The sequence below is a fragment of the Paenibacillus sp. FSL H8-0259 genome (genome assembly GCF_037963255.1).
In the GTDB taxonomy this organism is placed as follows: Bacteria; Bacillota; Bacilli; order Paenibacillales; family Paenibacillaceae; genus Paenibacillus_AQ; species Paenibacillus_AQ phytohabitans.
Window position 1 is genome coordinate 7909949 of the sequence record NZ_CP150147.1, and the last position, 18304, is coordinate 7928252.

The window sequence follows — 18304 nt, forward strand, 5'->3', positions numbered from 1 at the left end:
TTACATACCCAGACTATCAACGGAGTACATTCCGTATACTTATTGCTTCAGCCCGCACGCCGTCCGGCAACCCAGCCCGCAACCTCTTTCTCCGGGATAGGCCTGCTGATATAATAGCCCTGAATCTTGTCACAGCTCGTCCGCTCCAGAAAAGCCAGCTGCTCCGGGGTCTCCACCCCTTCTGCGGTAACATTCAGGCCCATATCGTGGCCGATGGTCACAATGGAGCTGGCCAGCGACATGTTGTTCGGGGTATCGATACTGTCAATGAAGGACTTATCAATCTTCAGTGTGGTAATCGGCAGCTGCTTCAGATAGCTCAGTGAAGAATAACCCGTACCGAAGTCGTCCAGCGCGATGCCGATCCCCTTTTCCTTGAGCGCTTCCAGCTTGGAGCTGATGGCCTCGAAGGATTCCATGAAGATCGACTCTGTAATCTCCAGCTCCAGATATTCCGGGGCAAGTCCGGTATCCCGCAGCACCGTAAGCACCATGTTCGTGAAATCATCCAGCATCAGCTGAATGACCGAGATGTTAACCGAGATATGGTAGCCCGCATACCCCTGGCTCTGCAGATCCTTGATGAACTGACAGGCGGTGCGCAGCACCCATTCACCGATAGGCACAATCAGCCGGCAATCCTCGGCAATCTTAATGAAGGACAACGGCGATACGAAGCCCAGCACGGGATTGTTCCAGCGGATCAAGGCCTCGAAGCCCCAAATCTCGTTCGAACCGATATCCACCAGCGGCTGATAATGCAGCGAGAGCTCGTTATTGGAGATGGCGTTTCTTAGATGCATCTCAATAATCATCCGCTCATCAAAATGCTGCTGCATCTCACGCCCGTAGATCACATAAATGCCTTTGCCCGCTTCCTTCGCTTTATACATGGCAATGTCGGCATTCTTCAGCAGCTCCTCCGCGTTCACGCCATTCTCCGGATATTGGGCAATCCCGATACTGGCCGAGATATGCACGACACTGGCACTCAGCTGAAACGGCTCCTTGAAGCCCTGAACCAACGAGTCCGCATAGCGGATCACTTCACTATACCCGTCTACATCCTTGAAAAGAATCACAAACTCATCACCGCCGAAGCGGAAATGCTTACTGCGCCCGTCGGACAGCTCCAGCAGCCGCTCGCCGACCTTCACCAGCAGCTCATCGCCGAAGGTATGGCCCATCGAATCATTGATATACTTGAAATTATCAATGTCCAGGAAGAACAGTGCCGCATGGCCGCCGGAGTGCTCCTGAATAAATTTTTTCAGCTCTTCAGACAGCGACAGCCGGTTCGGCAGGCCGCTCAGTACATCATTATAGGCAAGCAGGCGGTACTTCTCTTCACTGGTCTGCAGCAGCGCCTGGTTCTCCACCACCTTGTTATACTGCTCCAGCAGCTCATCCTGCAGTGCTGTCAGCTCCTCATAAGTAGACTCCAGCTCCTGATAGCTCATCTGCAACTTGCTCTCATACCCTTTGCGGTCGGTGACATCGACCATCGACCCGGCAAACCGGATATATCCGCCGCCTGCATTACGCAGCACCTTGCCCCGGGCCTGGAACCACTTGTATTCCCCCGACTTGCTGCGCATCCGGTATTCAGCGTAGTAATACGAAGAACGACCCTCCAGATGCTGGGTCCGCAGCCGGTCCTCCTGCTCGGCATCCTCAGGATGCAGGAGGTCTCTCCAGCCGCCGCGGGTCTCATTGACCTCATCCCGTTCATACCCCAGCAGCTCGTACCAGCTGTCCGAGAAGTAATAGATCATCGTGGACATGTCCACGTCCCAGATGACCGCGTCCGCGCCATAGGTGGCCAGGCTGAAGCGTTCATTGCTTTTTTCCAGATTGCTTCTGATCCGTTTCACCAGCTGCACATAGAATAATAATACAAAGATAAAGGTCAGCAGCACGGCAAAAGCGGCAATAATGCTCAGTACCAGCACTTTGTAGGTCTGGTAGAAGGAGAACGGCTTGTTAATGATTTCGCTGCCCTCCGGCAGCTTGTCCAGGGGTACGCTGAAATGCTGAAGCTCGTTGTAGTCAAATACATTGCGGACATTGCTGTCAGTCACAACAGGGATATTATCCGCACTCTCCCCCTGCAGGATGCGCAGCGCCAGCTCCGCTGAGGTCTGGCCCTGAATTCTGCCGCTGATCAGACTGCCGCCGAAGGCACCGTGGTTTAGTCCAAAATCATAAATATGGTACACCGGAACACCGCTGCTCTTGCCCAGTTCACTTGAGAACCTGTCAAACTCAACAATCCTTCCGGTCGAGTCACTATAGTATGTAGTCATCAGCACAATACTGTCCGGAGACAGGGCGGATGCCGTTGCTTTAATTTGTTCTATAGAAAAGCGGTTCATAGGGAGGATCTCCAGCCCCAGGTTCAGCGCGTCAATCTGATCCATGACCATTTTGCCGGTCGACAATCCGCTCTCCGAATTATCAAAAACAACATAAACCTTCTTCACGGAAGGGTTGATCTCCAGCGCCATTTGGATCGTACGCGTAGGATCAATTTTCTCGATAACGCCTGTGATGTTGTGAATGTCCGGGATGCCGGCCACGCCCAGCTCATTGACACCGCTGAAGATGATCGGAGCATCATCCAGGATCTCCCGGCGGTACTTCATGGCAAAGCTCAGGGCTGCATCATCTGTGGTGAGAACCGCATCAATACGGATATTCTGATACTTGAATTTGATCGTTTCGTAGAAGTGTTCGAGGTTCTCCTGATTGGGATACCGTTTCCAATCCATATACTCGGTATAGATTACGGGCAGAGCGGCTGCGCTTTTGAGGCGTTCTTCAATTCCGGCACTCTGTTCATCGCTCCAGGCAAAGCCTTTCTGATAGGAATGCAGCACCAGCACATTCTGAGCGGGAAGTTCTTCGGCGTAGGCGTGTGTGCCTTCTGTCGTACACAGTAAGATAAACAGCGGCAAGAGCAAGCTTTTTAACAACCTGAGATGAATTTTATCTACACCCATTCGCACACTCCCGTTCATCTATCTCAAAGTCAGATTTCGATTATAAAACGAGGAATTTCGACATTATAATAAATACTAATTCGTTATACCCATTTCCCATCCCTCTTTTGAGTGAAAAAAGCACCCCATTCTGCACCGGCCGGTATCAGCGTAAAAGATAAGGATAATTTATTGCATAAAGCAAATGAATTCTTATCTTTTAAATTTGCCGCTTTCTTATAATTATAGGGGGAAACGATATTTTAATAAACAACAAATAGAGCGGAGCTGCGGCCTTTGTGGACAGAGAACAGCGCTCACGTTAGAATGAATTTGCAGTTGACTGCTTAGACAGGAGGCCAGGCCATGCCGACCATCAAGGACGTTGCGCTGAAGGCTGGCGTATCGGCAACTACCGTATCCCGGGTATTGAACAACAGGGGTTACTTAAGTGAAGAATTGAAGCAGAAGGTGCACCAGGCGATGGACGAGCTCAATTACCGCCCGAATGAACTGGCCCGCTCGCTCAGCCGCTCAAAATCAAACATTATCGGACTGATTATTCCGCATGTTTCCCTGCCCTTTTTCGGGGAATTGACCAGTCATATTGAAGAACATGCCTACCGGGAAGGCTACAAGCTGCTGCTGTGCAACTCGTGGCAGGACAAGCAGAAGGAGCAGGAGTATATCAACATGCTGCGCGCAAGCCGGGTGGATGGCATTATTATGGGCAGCCACACGCTTGAAGTAGAGGATTACCGGCAGATGAACCTGCCTCTGGTTACCTTTGACCGGCAGATTTCGCCGGATATTCCTTATGTATGCTCGGATAATTACGCGGGAGGACGGCTGGCCACGACCCTGCTGATTCAAAAAGGCTGCCGCCGCCTGGCCCATATCGGCGGGCATCCCAAGCTGAATATCTTATCGCATCTGCGCTGCGTCGCCTTCGAAGAAACTGCGAAGCAGCACGGCGCCCAGTACGTTTCGCTGCATACGGACAACAACAGCTTCGACTTCGAAGCCTATGAGCTGCTGCTGGCCCAGCTGTTCCGCGAGCATCCTGAGGTGGACGGCATCTTCGCCGGCAGTGACATCATTGCCGCCTATGCCCTGAAGGCCTGCCAGATCAGAGGGCGGCGCGTTCCCGAAGATGTGCGGATTATCGGCTATGACGGCATCTCCCTCCGCAGCCTGCTGTATCCGGCCATCAGCTCTATCCGCCAGCCGATGGAGGCGATGGGCAAGCTGGCCGTCGATCTAATCCTGCGGCAGGTGCAGGGTGAGCATGTCGAATCAGCATACATCCTGCCCGTGGAGCTGGAGGAGGGCGCTACGACTTAGGGATAGATATAGATATAGGCAGAGGCATAGATATAGGCATTTCCTCCTTGGGCGCGTAACTGGCGAAATCAAGGGCACTTTTGCCCCTCATTTCCTCCTTGGGTGCACATCTGGGAAAATCAAGGGCACTTTTGCCCCTCATTTCCTCCTTGGGCCCACTTCTAGCGGGGATTAGAGGGATTTATCCCTTTCATTTTCCCATTCCACCCGCTTCCGGCGAGATTAGTGGGATTAATCCCTTTCATTTCCCCATTCCCCCCACTTTCGGCGGGGATTAGAGGGATTAATCCCTTTCTTTTCCCCATTTCGGCCACTTCCGGCGGGATTAGAGGGATTTATCCCTTTCTTTTACTCCTTCCGCCGACATCCGGCGAGATTAGTGGGATTAATCCCTTTCATTTCCCCATTCCCCCCACTTTCGGCGGGGATTAGAGGGATTTATCCCTTTCTTTTCCCCATTCCGCCCACTTCCGGCGGGATTAGTGGGATTTTTCCCTTTCATTTACTCCTTCCGCCCACTTCCGGCGGAATCAGAGGGATTTATCCCTTTCATTTCTCCATTCCGCCCACTTCCGGCGGAATTAGTGGGATTTTTCCCTTTCTTTTCCCCATTCCGCCCACTTCCGGCGGAATCAGAAATACAGCAATAGTTTCTCAATAGTTTCTATATAGTTTTTATATAGTTTTTATATAGTTTCTATATTTGAATTCAGGGATAAACTCCTTATCCAATCCTATTCACACTTTATAGTTGAAAGGCAGGGATGGTTCGATGCTAACGCCTACGATTGCTGAGCTGCAGCAGCTGCTGGCAGCAGTACCCGCTGCGTATAACCGTTTCACTCCAGAGGAAGCAGCCGCACCGCGTCCGGGAGGCAAATGGTCCTGTTTGCAACTACTTGGACATTTATGCGATTCGGCGATCAACAATCTCACCCGGTTTATCAAGGTCCAGTACGAACCGCAGCCTCTTCAGCTGGCTTATTACGACCAGAATGAATGGATGTCTGCCCAGCAGTATGCCTCGGCTCCGCATGATGAAATACTGACCCTGTGGATCAGCCTGAATCAGTCGGTCCTACGCGCAGTTTCACGCATGTCTGCTGAGCAGCTGGCACTCCTCTTCCTGCGGAATGATGGCACTACGGTCACCCTGCAATGGCTGGTTGAGGACTACGTGGATCACATGAAGCATCACTTGCGGCAAATGCTCCCGGACCAGGACTGGGATAGCCCAGCGAAAAATAACCCTGACCAGTAAGAAATAGCTTTGCCGTCCTTTAATAAAGACGGTCCATTCCAGCGGGAAATAGAAGGAGAAGCAACCGTGTGTACCTTATACATTCCTGAATTTCAACAAAGACGCCCGTGTTCCCCCACCTACTGAGGAGAACACGGGCGTCTAATATCTCACTTAAATGAAAAGCGGAGCACTACAGCATACTACGCCTCCCTTTTCTTGCCGTACTTCCGTACTTCCATCCTTTCCACCACCGCAGCCAAGCCTATCTGCCACTTATCTCGCACACAGCTCCAGCAGCTTCCCGGCATCCAGCGCCGAGGTAGACGGCAGCAGCAGGTCAGCCGCACCCAGCTGCGCCGCGTTGCCAATGCCTACGGCCTTCATGCCCGCCGCTTTGATCGCGGCGACCCCTGCGGCCGCATCCTCCACGCCGATGCAGTTGCCCGGCGCGGCCCCAAGCAGCTCCGCCGCCTTGAGGAAGATCTCCGGGTCGGGCTTGCCCTTCCGGAGCTCAGCCGGGTCGGCGACCGCCTGGAACCAATGGGCTGCGCCGAGGCGCTCCAGAATCAGCGGCGCATTCAGGCTGGCCGAGGCCAGCCCCGCAGAGATTCCCCGCTCGCGCAGGGAATCCAGCAGCTCAGGAATCCCCGGCAGCAGGTCAGCCGGGGTGATACGGCCGATCATCTGCTTGTAATGATCGTTCTTCTTCTCCGCCAGCCGGAGCTTCTCGGCTTCTGGCAGCAGCGCAAGTCCGCTGCCCTCCAGCACTATCTCCAGCGATTCCATCCGGCTGACCCCTTTCAGCCGTTCATTCTTCTCGCGGCTGAAGGGAATGCCCAGCTCATCGGCGAGTGCCTGCCAGGCCAGATAATGATATTCAGCCGAATCGGTAATGACGCCGTCCAGATCGAAGATTACCGCCTGAAGCCGGCCCGCAAGCGAAATCTTCACCGGCTCCTGCGGAAGCAGCCTCAGCGGCTGGTCCTTATGCAAGATCTCGAGACCTGTGCCGGCCAGTAGCGTATATACGGCATCCTCACGATCAATGAATATATCCAGAAGCTGCCCGCGCACGGTGATCTTGAAGCGGTAGCTCTCCCACTGCTCCGGCAGGGCCGGATCAAAGCTCAGCTTCCCTTCATACAGCCGCAACCCTCCAAAACCGTTCACGATCGACATCCACGAGCCGGCCATCGCCGCCATATGCAGCCCGTCCTTGGCGTTGCGGTTAATGTCATCAAGATCCATCCGCACGGTGCGGTCGAAATAGGCATATGCCCCGGTTAAATCGCCGATCTCAGCAGACATGATGCTGTGAATACAAGGCGACAAGGAGGAGTCGTGGGTGGTTAGCGGCTCATAATAATGATAGTTGCGGATTTTATCCGCCAGGCTGAACTTGTTCCCGAGCAGGAACATAGCCATCACGAGGTCCGCCTGTTTCAGCACCTGGTGGCGGTAGATCACCAGCGGATGATAATTCAGCAGCAGCGGATATTTATCCGGCGGTGTGTGCTCGAAATCCCATTTCTGCTTCGCCAGGAACGTATCATCCTGGGCATAGATGCCGAGATCATTGTCAAAAGGAATAAACATCCTCTCGGCGGCTTCCCTCCAGCCCTCTGCCTCTTCCATGGACAGTCCTATAGCCAGCTGCAGGCGTTCATAGTCAGCAGGATATTCCTCCTGCAGAAGCAGGGCGGTCTCATAGGCATACATGAATTGGTCCTGAACCATGAGATTGGTATAGGCATTGTTATTCACAATCGCCGTATATTCGTCCGGTCCAGTCACAGCATCAATGCAGAAGGCGCCTCTGCGCGCCGGGTTGTAGTGACCGAGATCGGCCCAGAAGCGCGAGGTCTCAAACAGAATCTCCGCCCCTTGGGCAACCAGAAATTCCGTGTCGCCCGTTGCCAGCACGTATTGCTTCAGCCCGTAGGCAATATCGGCATTGATATGGGCCTGGGCGGTCCCGGCAGGGAAGTAGGCGGAGTTCTCCTCGCCGTCTATCGTCCGCCATGGATACAGCGCCCCCTTCTGGGACATGACCGCCGCACGCTCCCGCGCCTTGCCGAGCGTAGCATAGCGGAATTCCAGCAGCGCCCGGCTGACTTCAGGCTGGGTGAAGGTGAAGAACGGCAGCATGTACATTTCCGTATCCCAGAAGTAATGGCCTTCATAGCCTTCTCCGGTTAAGCCTTTGGCTCCGATATTGGTCGCGCCGTCCCGGCCTGCCGATTGCAGCAGCTGAAAAGCATTGAAGCGTATACCCTGCTGCAGCGCCGGGTCGCCCTTGATTTCGACATCCGTATGCGCCCAGAAGGTATCCAGATATTCCTGCTGCTCCCCGGCCAGACCGGTGAATCCAAGTTCTCCGGCCATCTCCAGCACCCTGTCACTCCGGCCCTGCAGCTCCTCCTCCACGTAATCCTTGGAGGTGTGATAGGTTATATATTTGGTGAGTCTTACGGTCTCACCGCTGCGCACTGCAGCAGCATAACACACCGATATCCGCTGTCCGATCAGCTGGTTGCTCATCTCGCGGCCGGACTTTGCCTGCAGCGCATGGCTGACTGCGGTCAGCAGCGCAAACCGCGTATGCCGTGTCCGCTGCTTCATCCACAGCTTTCGGGTGGCAGCATCGTAGCCGGTATCTTCCAGCAGCAGGCTGGGCTCGGCACTGCCTGCGCCCAGCCGCGGATCATCCGTGGCCTCCGGCCGCCGGATCTCGCCGTCCACGGCAGACTCAAACTTCAGCGTGCCGGAGAAGTTCAGCGCGGTCACTGCATAGTCGATTGCGGCCAGATGCTTGTGCGCAAGCGACACCATCCGGCGGATCTCCAGCAGCACCCGGTGGCCGGCAGGAGATTCCCACTCCACCTCCCGGTGCAGAATACCACTCTGCATATCCAGACGGCGTTCATACCGGTGAACCTTCCCTTGGTCCAGCCGGAAATCATGTCCTTCAATACTGAGTTCGATCATACGCGCATCAGTCACATTCAGCATCGCCTGATTCCGGGAAGGGAACCCGAAGGCCCCTTCGGGATAGACAATCGGCTCAGAATCATAGAATCCGTTCAGATAGTTCCCGGCTACGGAAGTGCCCGCCTTGCCGTGGTAGCCTTCCTCGAAATTACCGCGCATACCTATATATCCGTTGCCGAGCGCGAATACGCTCTCGCTCCGCTGATTATACTCATCCTCGTAGTGTTCCTCACCGAGACTCCACTCGCGGTAAGGATATAATGCCGGCGGATGTTCATAGGGCTTCATCTTCATCTCTATATTCTCCTCCTGATTGCGAATTTCTCCTGACCGCCGCATCGGATCTCCGGGGGACAGACCTCCGCTCTTTACATTGCCGCCGGAAATGGCGGTACTCATGCACACCCGGTACCTGCTCTGAGCCACAGGCTCAGCCTTTCACCGAGCCGCCCATCAGACCTCTGACGAAATACTTTTGCAGCAGGAAGAAGATTGCCAGCGGCATCAGCATTGAGATAAACGCAGCCGAAGTCAGCAGATGCCAGTCATTACCGCGTGAGCCGACCAGATCGGCGATCTTCATGGACATTACCTGCACCGACGGCTGGTTGCCGATGAAGATCAGCGACACCAGATAATCATTCCACACCCAGAGGAACTGGAAGATTCCGATGGAGGCGAGCGCAGGTACAGAGAGCGGCAGAATCAGCCTGCTGAAAATGGTAAAGTGGCTGGCCCCGTCAATGAAGGCTGATTCAAACAGATCCTTCGGCAGCTGGCTGATGAAGTTATACATAAAGTACGTAACCAGCGGCAGGCCGAAGGCCGTGTGCGCCAGCCAGATTCCGAGATAACTGCCGTTGAGTCCCAGCGACGTGTAATCCTTCAGTACCGGAATCAGCGCAACCTGTATCGGAATGACCAGCATCGCGATAATGATGACGAACAGTGTTTTGCGTCCAGGGAAGCGTAGCCAGGCGAAGGCGTATGCGGCAAAAGAGGCGATCAGCACCGGAATCACCGTAGCCGGTACAGCAATCGTCAGCGTATTCCAGAACGCCTGCGATAATCCGCTGCCCTTCTGCACCGTCTCACTGCCATCGGCTTCCTTAAGCTTGTATTCCTTGCCGGACAGTACATTCTTATAATTATCAAGCGTCAGGTCAGGCGTAGTCTTCCAGCCCTGTTCCTGCATATTGACCGTGCGCGCTCTGCGGTTCTCCCACATCAGGCGGCTGTCATCCGCCTTTACACCTGCTTTGAGCTGATCATCACTGTAGGTTTTACCGTTCACCTCAATCGGCTGCCGCAGATCCACATCCTTGGACAGCTGCAGCGTTTCGCCGGCCTTCCACTCCTGATGGGGGAAGACCTTCCACCAGCCGGTGTGCAGAATATCCGCAGCCGGACGGAAGGAGGAGGCAAAGAGCCCGAACGTCGGCAGAATCCAGATGAAGCAGATGACGCCCAGTATCAGGTTAACAACGGTTTTGCTGCTTTTTCTCTTCTTTTTGCCGACCATTAGAATCCCCCCTGCTTGCGGAACTGACGCAGATTAATAAGAATAACAGGCAATACCGCGATCAGGAGTACGATAGCCAGTGTTGAGCCGTAACCGAAGTTGCGGTACATGAAGAATTGCCGGTAGAACTGTGTCGCTACTACTTCTGTATCGTATTGACCTCCCGTCATCACCATGACGACGTCAAATATTTTCAATGTAAAGACAATAATGGTTGTGGTTACCGTCAGAATGGTCGAGGAGATAAACGGAATCATGATACCGAAAAAAATCTTCACCTCACCGGCGCCATCCACCCGTGCGGCTTCCAGAATATCGTCAGGAACACCTTTGATCGCTGCAGAGAAGATGACCATGGCAAACCCCGTCTGCATCCAGATCAGGATAATAATGAGGAAGAAATTATTCCAGGGCTGCAGCATACTCGTCCAGGCCTGCGGTTCGCCGCCGAAATAGGTTACGATCGCATTCAGCAGTCCGATCTGCTCATCGCCCGGCTGATAATAATAGACAAACTTCCAGATCACGCCTGCGGCAACAAAGGATATGGCCATCGGCATGAAAATAATCGATTTGGCGATACGTTCATAACTGCTGCGGTCGGCAAGGATGGCAATAAGCAGCCCGAAGCATACACAGGCCAGCGTCCCCACGAACACCCAGAGCAGATTGTTGCGCAGTGCGGTTGCCATCAGATGGTCGCTGAAGATTGCAGCATAGTTGCTGAGTCCGACGAACTTCTCCGAAGAAGCATTGAAGAAGCTTAAGTACAAGGTCCGCAGCGCAGGCAGGATTAACAGCCAGCCGAGAATAATAACCGCGGGTCCGACAAATACGTAGGGCAGCACTTTCCTGCGGATACGATCGGGATATTGCTCAACCGCCCAGGTCAGAGTGTAATAGATCAGATATACACCCAGTACACCCCATAGCACGGCAAGCACCGCAGTTAGCAGCGGATTAAGCGTAGAATCGCGGAAAAACAAGAAGATCAGCCCGTTGATCACAATGTTAGCGAGCAGCACCCCCAGCGATAAAAGCACCGCCCGGCCGCTGATTCTCTGCTTGACCTGCGTACCTGGGGCACCGGCCTCCGGCTTTATTTGTGCATCCATATCAGTTCCTCCTAATAAGTTTTGCGCAGCAAAACTCTCTACATAAGCATTCTTTAACAAGTGGAAACGGCTTTGCCGTCCTTATAAGGACGGTATCGTTTCAGCGAGAAATAGAAGGATAAATTATGGTGTGAAACATATAAATTCTTATATTTCAAGAAAAAGAGGGGCAGGATTCATCACTGCTGCCCTGCCCCTCTTCATCATTTGCGTCCCCCTAAGTCCCGCTTACACGCTCCTTAGTTGTTCCAGCCGGACTGGATCTGCTCCAGTGCCTGATCCAGAGTAGCCGTTCCGCTCACATAGTCGGTCATGCCTTTCCAGAACGTGCCTGCACCCACCTTGCCCGGCATCAGGTCAGAGCCGTCAAACCGCAGGGTTGAAGCATCCTGCACCAGCTGCGCCATCCGGCGGTCGGATTCGGACTGGTACCAGTCCAGCGGGGCATCATTCATTGGCGCCACTACACCGCCGGATTGTACCCAGCTCTTGATCGATTCACCGGTGGTGAAAAATTCCATGACTGCACGTACTTCAGGACGGTCATTGAACATCGCGTAGATATCGCCTGCTACAAGAACCGGCTTGCCGTATTGCTCATCAATCGGCGGGAGGTAGAACCAGTCATAATCTACATCAACCTTGGCGGTTTCCGGGAAGAAGCTCGTAATGAAGTTCCCCATCAGGTTGAACCAGGCTTTGGGAGGATTCTCGAACATTGGTTTCGGAGCATCCCCGAAAGCCGTGGTTACGATGGATTTAGCGCCGCCGTATACATAATCCTTGTTCAGCCAGATTTTGGACATCACATCTACTGCATTCTTCACTTCAGGAGAAGTGAACGGCAGTTCTCCGGCTACCCACTTGTCATAGTTCTCAGGAGTTGTGGTACGCAGCATAATGTTCTCTACCCAGTCGGTGGCTGCCCAGCCGGTAGCCGCGCCGCTCTCAATACCGATAGCCCAGGCAGGATCACCGTCTTTGGCAATTTGCTCTGTCAGCGCCATCATCTCATCCCAAGTCTGCGGAACCGTGTATCCGGCATCATCGAATTGCTTCTTCGGATACCAGACCAGACTCTTCACATTGCTGCGGTTCCAGATCCCGGCCATAATCTTGCCGTCTTTACCGTCCATGGTGGACATATCCAGCCAGCTCTTATTGTAATTGGCTGTCAGCTTCTCCTGATCCAGCACACCGGTCAGATCGACTACCTTGCCGGTCTTCGCAATGGAAGCCAGGAGACCCGGCTGCGGGAAGTCAGCGATATCCGGAGCATTGCCGCCGTCAACACGGATATTAATCGTAGCTTCGAATTCCTTGGAGCCTTCATATTGAATATCAATGCCGGTTTTTTCTTCAAACTCTTTGATGCTGCTCTCAAATTTCACCTGGTCGGCGTCCACAAACGGGCCGAACATCGTTACCTTAGTCCCTTTATATTCACCTTTCATCGCTAAGTCCAGCGGGCTGCCGTCAGCTGTAGCCTCTGCATTATTTGTCGATTCCTGGTTGTTATCAGCTGCTGTTGCTGCCGGAGCTTCTGTTGCCGCCGGTGCATCCGTCGGTGCCGCATTATTGTTATTCCCGCCGCATCCGCTGAGCATCATGGTGAAGGATAAACACAGCACCATAGCGAGTGACAGTTTACGTCCTGGAGCTTTCTTCATTGTTTCATACATCCCCTTTAATTGTTTTTAGAGACTGCATTAGGTCAGCTTAATTCCCGGAATGACTACCGGCTGAGCACTGGACCACCTCCTTGCAAAGCTTTTCAGAGTATGATAATTTGTACAGTTTAATGTCAGGGATTCCTGAGTCAGCAACATTAATATAGCGCTTACATTTCCATAATATCACATAATGAATGCGTTTCCAATACTGCAAATTCATCTTTTCCTATGTTTTATTTTTAATTTGTGATATTCCTGCACCTTTCTACCTCTGGCAACCGTATTTATAGCGGATTCCCGTGTAAACTAACCATAATAACTTGCATTAATCTGCTGAACCCCTGTGAAAAGCTTTTCAAATTTAGAAAAAGAGACCGCTCTGCCCCTCCACAATCCAGGCAGCAGCGCTTCAACCCTGCCCGCAAGCAGATTTCATTTCTCACGTGAGGATTCTCTTACAACCAGCTTATGCTCCATCTTTTCTTTCATGACAGCCACAGAGCCGGTCGTTAATAACTCATGCAGCTTCTCTGCAGCCCGGTAACCCAGCTGATAAATCGGCTGGGCGATCGTCGTCAGCTTCGGAATGAACATGCCGGACATCCGCAGATTGTCGAAACCGATTACCGACACCTGACCCGGCACCAGAATATTGCGGTCCTTCAGATAAGAGATCGTTCCCATGGCGAACTCATCGGCTACGCAGAATACAGCAGTCAGCTCCGGATACTCACTGAACAGCTCATGCGATGCCTGATACGCCTGTTCAAAGCGGTGATTGGCGTATTTGACCTTCTCCACATTGCGCTCCAGACCGAATTCCTTGAGCGCTCTGACGAATCCGGCAACACGCGGCGGCCCGGACACCGAGTTATCATGATTGAAGCCGATCATTCCGATCTCCTGGTGACCCAGCTCAATCAGGAATTTCACCGCATCATACGCTGCCTTCTCATCATCGACCTCCACCGAAGCCACCTCATACTCATCGGAATGGGAGGAGACCAGCACGAAGGGAATTCTGCAGCCTACCAGCTTCTCATAATACTCCGGGTACAGCACATCACTGGCGAACACGACTCCGTCCACCTGCTTCTCATGGAAGGTATCGATATAAGACAGCGTCCGCTCCTTGTCACGGTCTGTATTGCAGATCATCAGACTGTAGCCGAGCTTAATGCAGGCATCCTGCATCCCCCGGATCACCCCTGCGAAATACAGGTTCTCAATATCGGGAATAAGCAGGCCCAGTGTAAAAGACTTCTTGTAAATCAAACCGCGCGCAAACGCATTAGGCTGATACTTCAGCGCTTCTATGGCTTCTATCACCCGGCTGCGTTTACTCTCAACTACTGTGTCCGGCGCATTCATTACACGGGAAACCGTGCTGATGGATACACCGGCCATTCTGGCTACATCTCTGATTGTTGGCTTCATAGCTCTGACTTCCTTTTTATAAAGATAAGAGTTTATATGCTTACGCAATAAATGTTCCTTATCTTCCTCGCTGAAACGGATACCTGCGCCGATATGTAATAGCGCTGCTCCGGAAGCATCGGCTTCCTGAAGCACAGCGTAGCCGTTTTTATTTAGAAAAGCTTTTCAAAGCGATTATAGCAAGGCTCCCGTAAATTGGCAAGACCTTTGTTATGCGCTTACATTACGCTTTCCCCGGAAGGAATTTCTGATAATTAATCCCCATCATGCTATTCACCGGCTGCGGATTTTGCCTGTTTGGCTATTGGACAACGCCTCTTTTTTAATCACCTCCGTCCATCTGAAAAGCTTCTCAATACACTTTTGCACCTTACTCCTAACTCTGCAGAACATATGTAGCTATAACACATTAATCGCTGTACCTATATGGAGTGAACTTATGTATATGGATCTAACTTGCTGAACAACGCCTGCATATCTGTTGAGAGTAGCGAGTGTGGAATGCAGCACCGCAATGAGTGTTCGCTTTAGTTGCACAAAATACAGTTAGATAAACCGCACTTGATACAAGAACCATTCAAATTACCGGTCAGTCACTGCGGGACTGGCGGAGTACGTCAATGCCTTACACTTGATTCTCCAGCGGCAGAGTGGAGACTTCTGCGGTAGAGTGGAGACCTCTTAGGAAGCACTTTAGATACTGTAGATACTGCAGAACTGCAGAACTGCAGAACTGCAGACAGAAATGTTGTACGTTTTACAACTTTGATTGATGGATAGCCGGGTGATCGGGCGGATTGTTGTAGGAAATACAACAATAATCCTGCTGAGCCGCTTGAACAAGGTGAAATGTTGCCTTTTGTACAACAATTTTGGATTAGGACCGATAGGAGAGGAGAAATGTTGTATTTGGTGCAGGATTTTGCAGGATTTTATAAAAAGTTACTGGATCTCTGCCCCAGAAAGCGGATAAAATCGGGAGATTCCTGCGTCATCAGTTGCCGCCTAGAAGTTCAATTCACAGAATAACGGATTAGCCAGGATTGGTTTTATGTTGGAGTTTTATGTTGGAGTTTTATGGTGAAATCTTGAGTTCAATCTAGACAATGCTTAGGATAAGGGGCCATCGCAGCCAGCCTGCAGATCAAGCAATGAGCCCGGTGCTAATCCTGTGCTGATCCTGTACTGATCCGGAAGAATACCGGATCAAGCGATATAGATTCTTCATCCGTAATATCCCTCTATCCGCAATATCCCTCCATCCGTAATATCCTCTCTTCATCCACACCGCTTACTTAAAGTGTGTAAATAATATTATTTCATGTTATAATTGGCGGGTAGATCAATCTATAGCTGCAAATACTGCTTACTGATGCTGAAGCATCCATTATAGGAGGGATTATGGTGAAGCAATTGCACGACATTCCGTTCTCCGTGCTGGATTTAGCCCCTATTCACGAGGGCGGAACAGCGGCGGATTCATTTCATAACACACTTGATTTAGCACGTCATGCCGAAGAATGGGGATACCACCGTTACTGGCTGGCGGAGCATCATAATATGCCCGGCATTGCCAGCTCTGCCACGTCCCTTGTGATTGGACATGTAGCTGGAGGAACCAAGCGTATCCGCGTCGGCTCGGGAGGCATCATGCTCTCCAACCATGCACCGCTTGTTATCGCCGAGCAGTTCGGCACGCTGGAGTCCTTATATCCCGGACGCATCGATCTTGGCCTCGGCCGGGCCCCCGGCTCCGACCAGGCGGCTGCCAGAGCGCTGCGCCGTGGTCTTGGCAGCGACGGCAGCGAATTCCCCGAGCAGCTCAGCGAGCTCCGGGCTTATTTCGACGCTAACGGGGCAGGCGGCCGCCCGCTCGGTGTACGCGCCGTTCCCGGCGAAGGACTGAATATTCCGATCTGGCTGCTGGGCTCCAGCGGCTTCAGTGCCCAGCTTGCGGGCCAGCTCGGTCTTCCGTTTGCTTTTGCCAGCCACTTTGCACCGGATTACCTGCTGCCGGCACTGCATTTGTACCGCAGCAGCTTCAAGCCTTCCGCAGTGCTCGATAAGCCCCATGTCATGATCGGACTGGGAATAACCGCCGCAGATACGGTGGAGGAAGCGCGCAGACTGGCTACCTCACAGCAGCAGCAATTCCTGAATATCATCCGCGGCCGTACCGGCAAGCTCCAGCCTCCGGTGGACAGCCTGGATGGAATCTGGACACCGCAGGAGAAAGCCATGCTGCTAAGCAAACAACAATATTCCATTGCCGGCGATCCTTCGCTAATCAAAGAACGGCTGCTGGAGATTCTCGAGGAGACGGCTGCCGACGAGTGGATTATTGCATCACAGATTTATGATCACTCCGCACGCCTGCACTCTTATAAGCTGGTATCCGAGCTGCTGCAGGAGCAATAAACCGATACCGCCCATCAAATACCCGGCCCATTTAACTACACACGGAGAGATCCGTGCCTGTAGCTTAAATGGGCTATTTGTATGCAAGAAATACCGCTAGTCTCTTCATTTACATATTAACAATGAACCGTTCTCTATAAAATACTACGTATTTATTAATATACGGAGAAATAATGAGTGAACAGCAGTAAACTGTAGAAAACAAATTATAATGTGAATCAAACCTCCATTTATACCTCATTTAGACCGATTTGAATGTTTTTATTTATCTTTAAATTTGATTATACTGTAGTTATTCGTTATAACGAACAAATGCGCAATTGCATTCTTCAGGTTCGTTCTTTCGGGTACTATCGCCCTGTTTCGTAGTGGTTCTATTAAAAACCACTTTATTCGACATGACATGCGTAATAAGCATGAATTGCGGCGAATCGCGGCTGGAAACTGCAGAATTAGGCGGTTATAGGCTAGGAAATACGGGTTGTAGGCGGGCGAGTGAACTAGAAATAGAGTAAAGATGACTTCCCAGAAGAGAGGGGCGGGAATGTGAAAAAGAGCTATCGCGCGTCCTTGCTAGGCGCTTATATTCTAGTTGTTCTGGCTGGTGTCGTATGGCATGCCGGTGGGGCCAGCGCCGAGGACACGATTAAGCTGACCGTGAATTCGCATACGACCAGCACTGCGACCATGAACAACATGCAGCCGGGAGATACTATGGCTTCAGACTATACGGTGATCAACGACGGAAATGACCCGTTTGATTATTCTGTAGACTTCAAATTCCTCTCCGGGGACGCAGAATTGTACAAAATCCTGCAAATGACCCTGCAAAAAGAGGGAGTAATCATCTATACAGGGGTAATGAGCGAGGCAGAAGGCCGGGTGACTATCGGCTCGCTTGAGGGCGCTGCGCAAGAGGACATCCAGATGGATGTGTTATTCCCGCCTGAAGCCGGCAATGAATTTCAGGGGAAGACGGTGAGCGTAGCCTTTGAATTCACCGCCACGGCAGATCCTGCGCCGACAGCTGAGCCAACAGCAACGCCGATACCAACCGCTACACCAGACCCTACAGCTGAGCCAACAGCAACGCCGATACCGACTGCTACACCAGACCCTACAGCTGAGCCTACGGCAGCACCGACTGCAACGGCAACACCAGAGGGACCAGGCAGCACACCAACAGCAACACCGGCTCCGACGGATCCGCCATCCAGCAGCACGGCACCTGCCCTAACGCCAGCCCCATCACCAACCGCTACGGCAACACCGGCAGTTGATGAAGTGACTGTAAGTGAAGCACCGGTACCGCTGGGCGACGGGGATAACAATGTAGGCAGCAGCCCGACTGCTACGCCAGACGCCGGAGCTGTCACCGCCGGCAGTACACCAGCGCCTTCACCGGATAACGGGGTAACCCTTACCGATGACGAGCTTCCGCTCGCCGGACCGGATGAGGACGGCAAGCTGCCGGATACCGCTGAACCTTGGTACAATCTGATTCTGGCCAGCATGGCCGTAGCCATCATTAGCTTGATCGCTATCCGCAAGCTCGGATCGAAGAAATAATATTTCACACA

10 protein-coding genes are annotated in these 18304 nt (G+C 52.3%); 4 read left to right on the forward strand and 6 right to left on the reverse strand.

Features of this window, described 5'->3' with window-relative positions; all coding sequences use genetic code 11:
* Positions 1-47: 47 nt before the first annotated feature.
* On the reverse strand, positions 48-3002 hold the full coding sequence (locus tag NSU01_RS33985) for an ABC transporter substrate binding protein (RefSeq protein ID WP_076243598.1): 2955 nt from the start codon (positions 3000-3002) through the stop codon (positions 48-50).
* A 345-nt stretch (positions 3003-3347) separates the two neighbouring features.
* On the opposite strand from NSU01_RS33985, the gene NSU01_RS33990 reads away from it, so the two are divergent.
* Both NSU01_RS33990 and NSU01_RS33995 read left to right on the forward strand, forming a co-directional pair.
* Positions 3348-4325: a LacI family DNA-binding transcriptional regulator gene (locus NSU01_RS33990; protein ID WP_076243599.1), complete on the forward strand. Its 978-nt coding sequence runs from the start codon at positions 3348-3350 to the stop codon at positions 4323-4325.
* Between the two features lie 772 nt (positions 4326-5097).
* A complete protein-coding gene (locus NSU01_RS33995) occupies positions 5098-5586 on the forward strand; it encodes a DinB family protein (protein WP_076243600.1) in 489 nt (162 codons plus the stop codon).
* A 255-nt stretch (positions 5587-5841) separates the two neighbouring features.
* Here the strand turns inward: NSU01_RS33995 and pgmB are convergent, their stop codons facing one another.
* From pgmB to NSU01_RS34020, 5 genes are all read right to left on the reverse strand, one after another.
* A complete protein-coding gene (pgmB, locus tag NSU01_RS34000) occupies positions 5842-8958 on the reverse strand; it encodes a beta-phosphoglucomutase (protein WP_231575251.1) in 3117 nt (1038 codons plus the stop codon).
* Between the two features lie 31 nt (positions 8959-8989).
* Entirely contained in the window at positions 8990-10081 is a 1092-nt protein-coding gene (locus NSU01_RS34005) for a carbohydrate ABC transporter permease (protein WP_042140371.1), read from the reverse strand.
* On the reverse strand, positions 10081-11196 hold the full coding sequence (locus NSU01_RS34010) for a sugar ABC transporter permease (RefSeq protein ID WP_042140372.1): 1116 nt from the start codon (positions 11194-11196) through the stop codon (positions 10081-10083). Before NSU01_RS34010 ends, NSU01_RS34005 begins: the two co-directional genes overlap by 1 nt.
* Before the next feature lie 239 nt (positions 11197-11435).
* Positions 11436-12866 (reverse strand): ABC transporter substrate-binding protein, encoded by a 1431-nt coding sequence (locus tag NSU01_RS34015; protein ID WP_042140373.1) that lies wholly within the window; start codon positions 12864-12866, stop codon positions 11436-11438.
* 435 nt (positions 12867-13301) lie between these two features.
* A complete protein-coding gene (locus tag NSU01_RS34020; RefSeq protein WP_042141790.1) occupies positions 13302-14306 on the reverse strand; it encodes a LacI family DNA-binding transcriptional regulator in 1005 nt (334 codons plus the stop codon).
* A gap of 1401 nt (positions 14307-15707) precedes the next feature.
* Here NSU01_RS34020 and NSU01_RS34025 point away from each other — a divergent pair.
* Positions 15708-16724 (forward strand): LLM class flavin-dependent oxidoreductase, encoded by a 1017-nt coding sequence (locus NSU01_RS34025; RefSeq protein WP_076243601.1) that lies wholly within the window; start codon positions 15708-15710, stop codon positions 16722-16724.
* A gap of 546 nt (positions 16725-17270) precedes the next feature.
* Positions 17271-18293, forward strand: coding sequence for a hypothetical protein (locus NSU01_RS34030; protein WP_144026062.1), 1023 nt, complete (start codon positions 17271-17273; stop codon positions 18291-18293).
* Positions 18294-18304: the final 11 nt, after the last annotated feature.

What these genes read in the sequence shown, in the direction of transcription:
- NSU01_RS33985 (WP_076243598.1), bottom strand. Translation starts at nt 3,002, where the DNA reads ATGGGTGTAGATAAAATTCATCTCAGGTTGTTAAAAAGCTTGCTCTTG.
- NSU01_RS33990 (WP_076243599.1), top strand. Translation starts at nt 3,348, where the DNA reads ATGCCGACCATCAAGGACGTTGCGCTGAAGGCTGGCGTATCGGCAACT.
- NSU01_RS33995 (WP_076243600.1), top strand. Translation starts at nt 5,098, where the DNA reads ATGCTAACGCCTACGATTGCTGAGCTGCAGCAGCTGCTGGCAGCAGTA.
- pgmB (WP_231575251.1), bottom strand. Translation starts at nt 8,958, where the DNA reads ATGAGTACCGCCATTTCCGGCGGCAATGTAAAGAGCGGAGGTCTGTCC.
- NSU01_RS34005 (WP_042140371.1), bottom strand. Translation starts at nt 10,081, where the DNA reads ATGGTCGGCAAAAAGAAGAGAAAAAGCAGCAAAACCGTTGTTAACCTG.
- NSU01_RS34010 (WP_042140372.1), bottom strand. Translation starts at nt 11,196, where the DNA reads ATGGATGCACAAATAAAGCCGGAGGCCGGTGCCCCAGGTACGCAGGTC.
- NSU01_RS34015 (WP_042140373.1), bottom strand. Translation starts at nt 12,866, where the DNA reads ATGAAGAAAGCTCCAGGACGTAAACTGTCACTCGCTATGGTGCTGTGT.
- NSU01_RS34020 (WP_042141790.1), bottom strand. Translation starts at nt 14,306, where the DNA reads ATGAAGCCAACAATCAGAGATGTAGCCAGAATGGCCGGTGTATCCATC.
- NSU01_RS34025 (WP_076243601.1), top strand. Translation starts at nt 15,708, where the DNA reads ATGGTGAAGCAATTGCACGACATTCCGTTCTCCGTGCTGGATTTAGCC.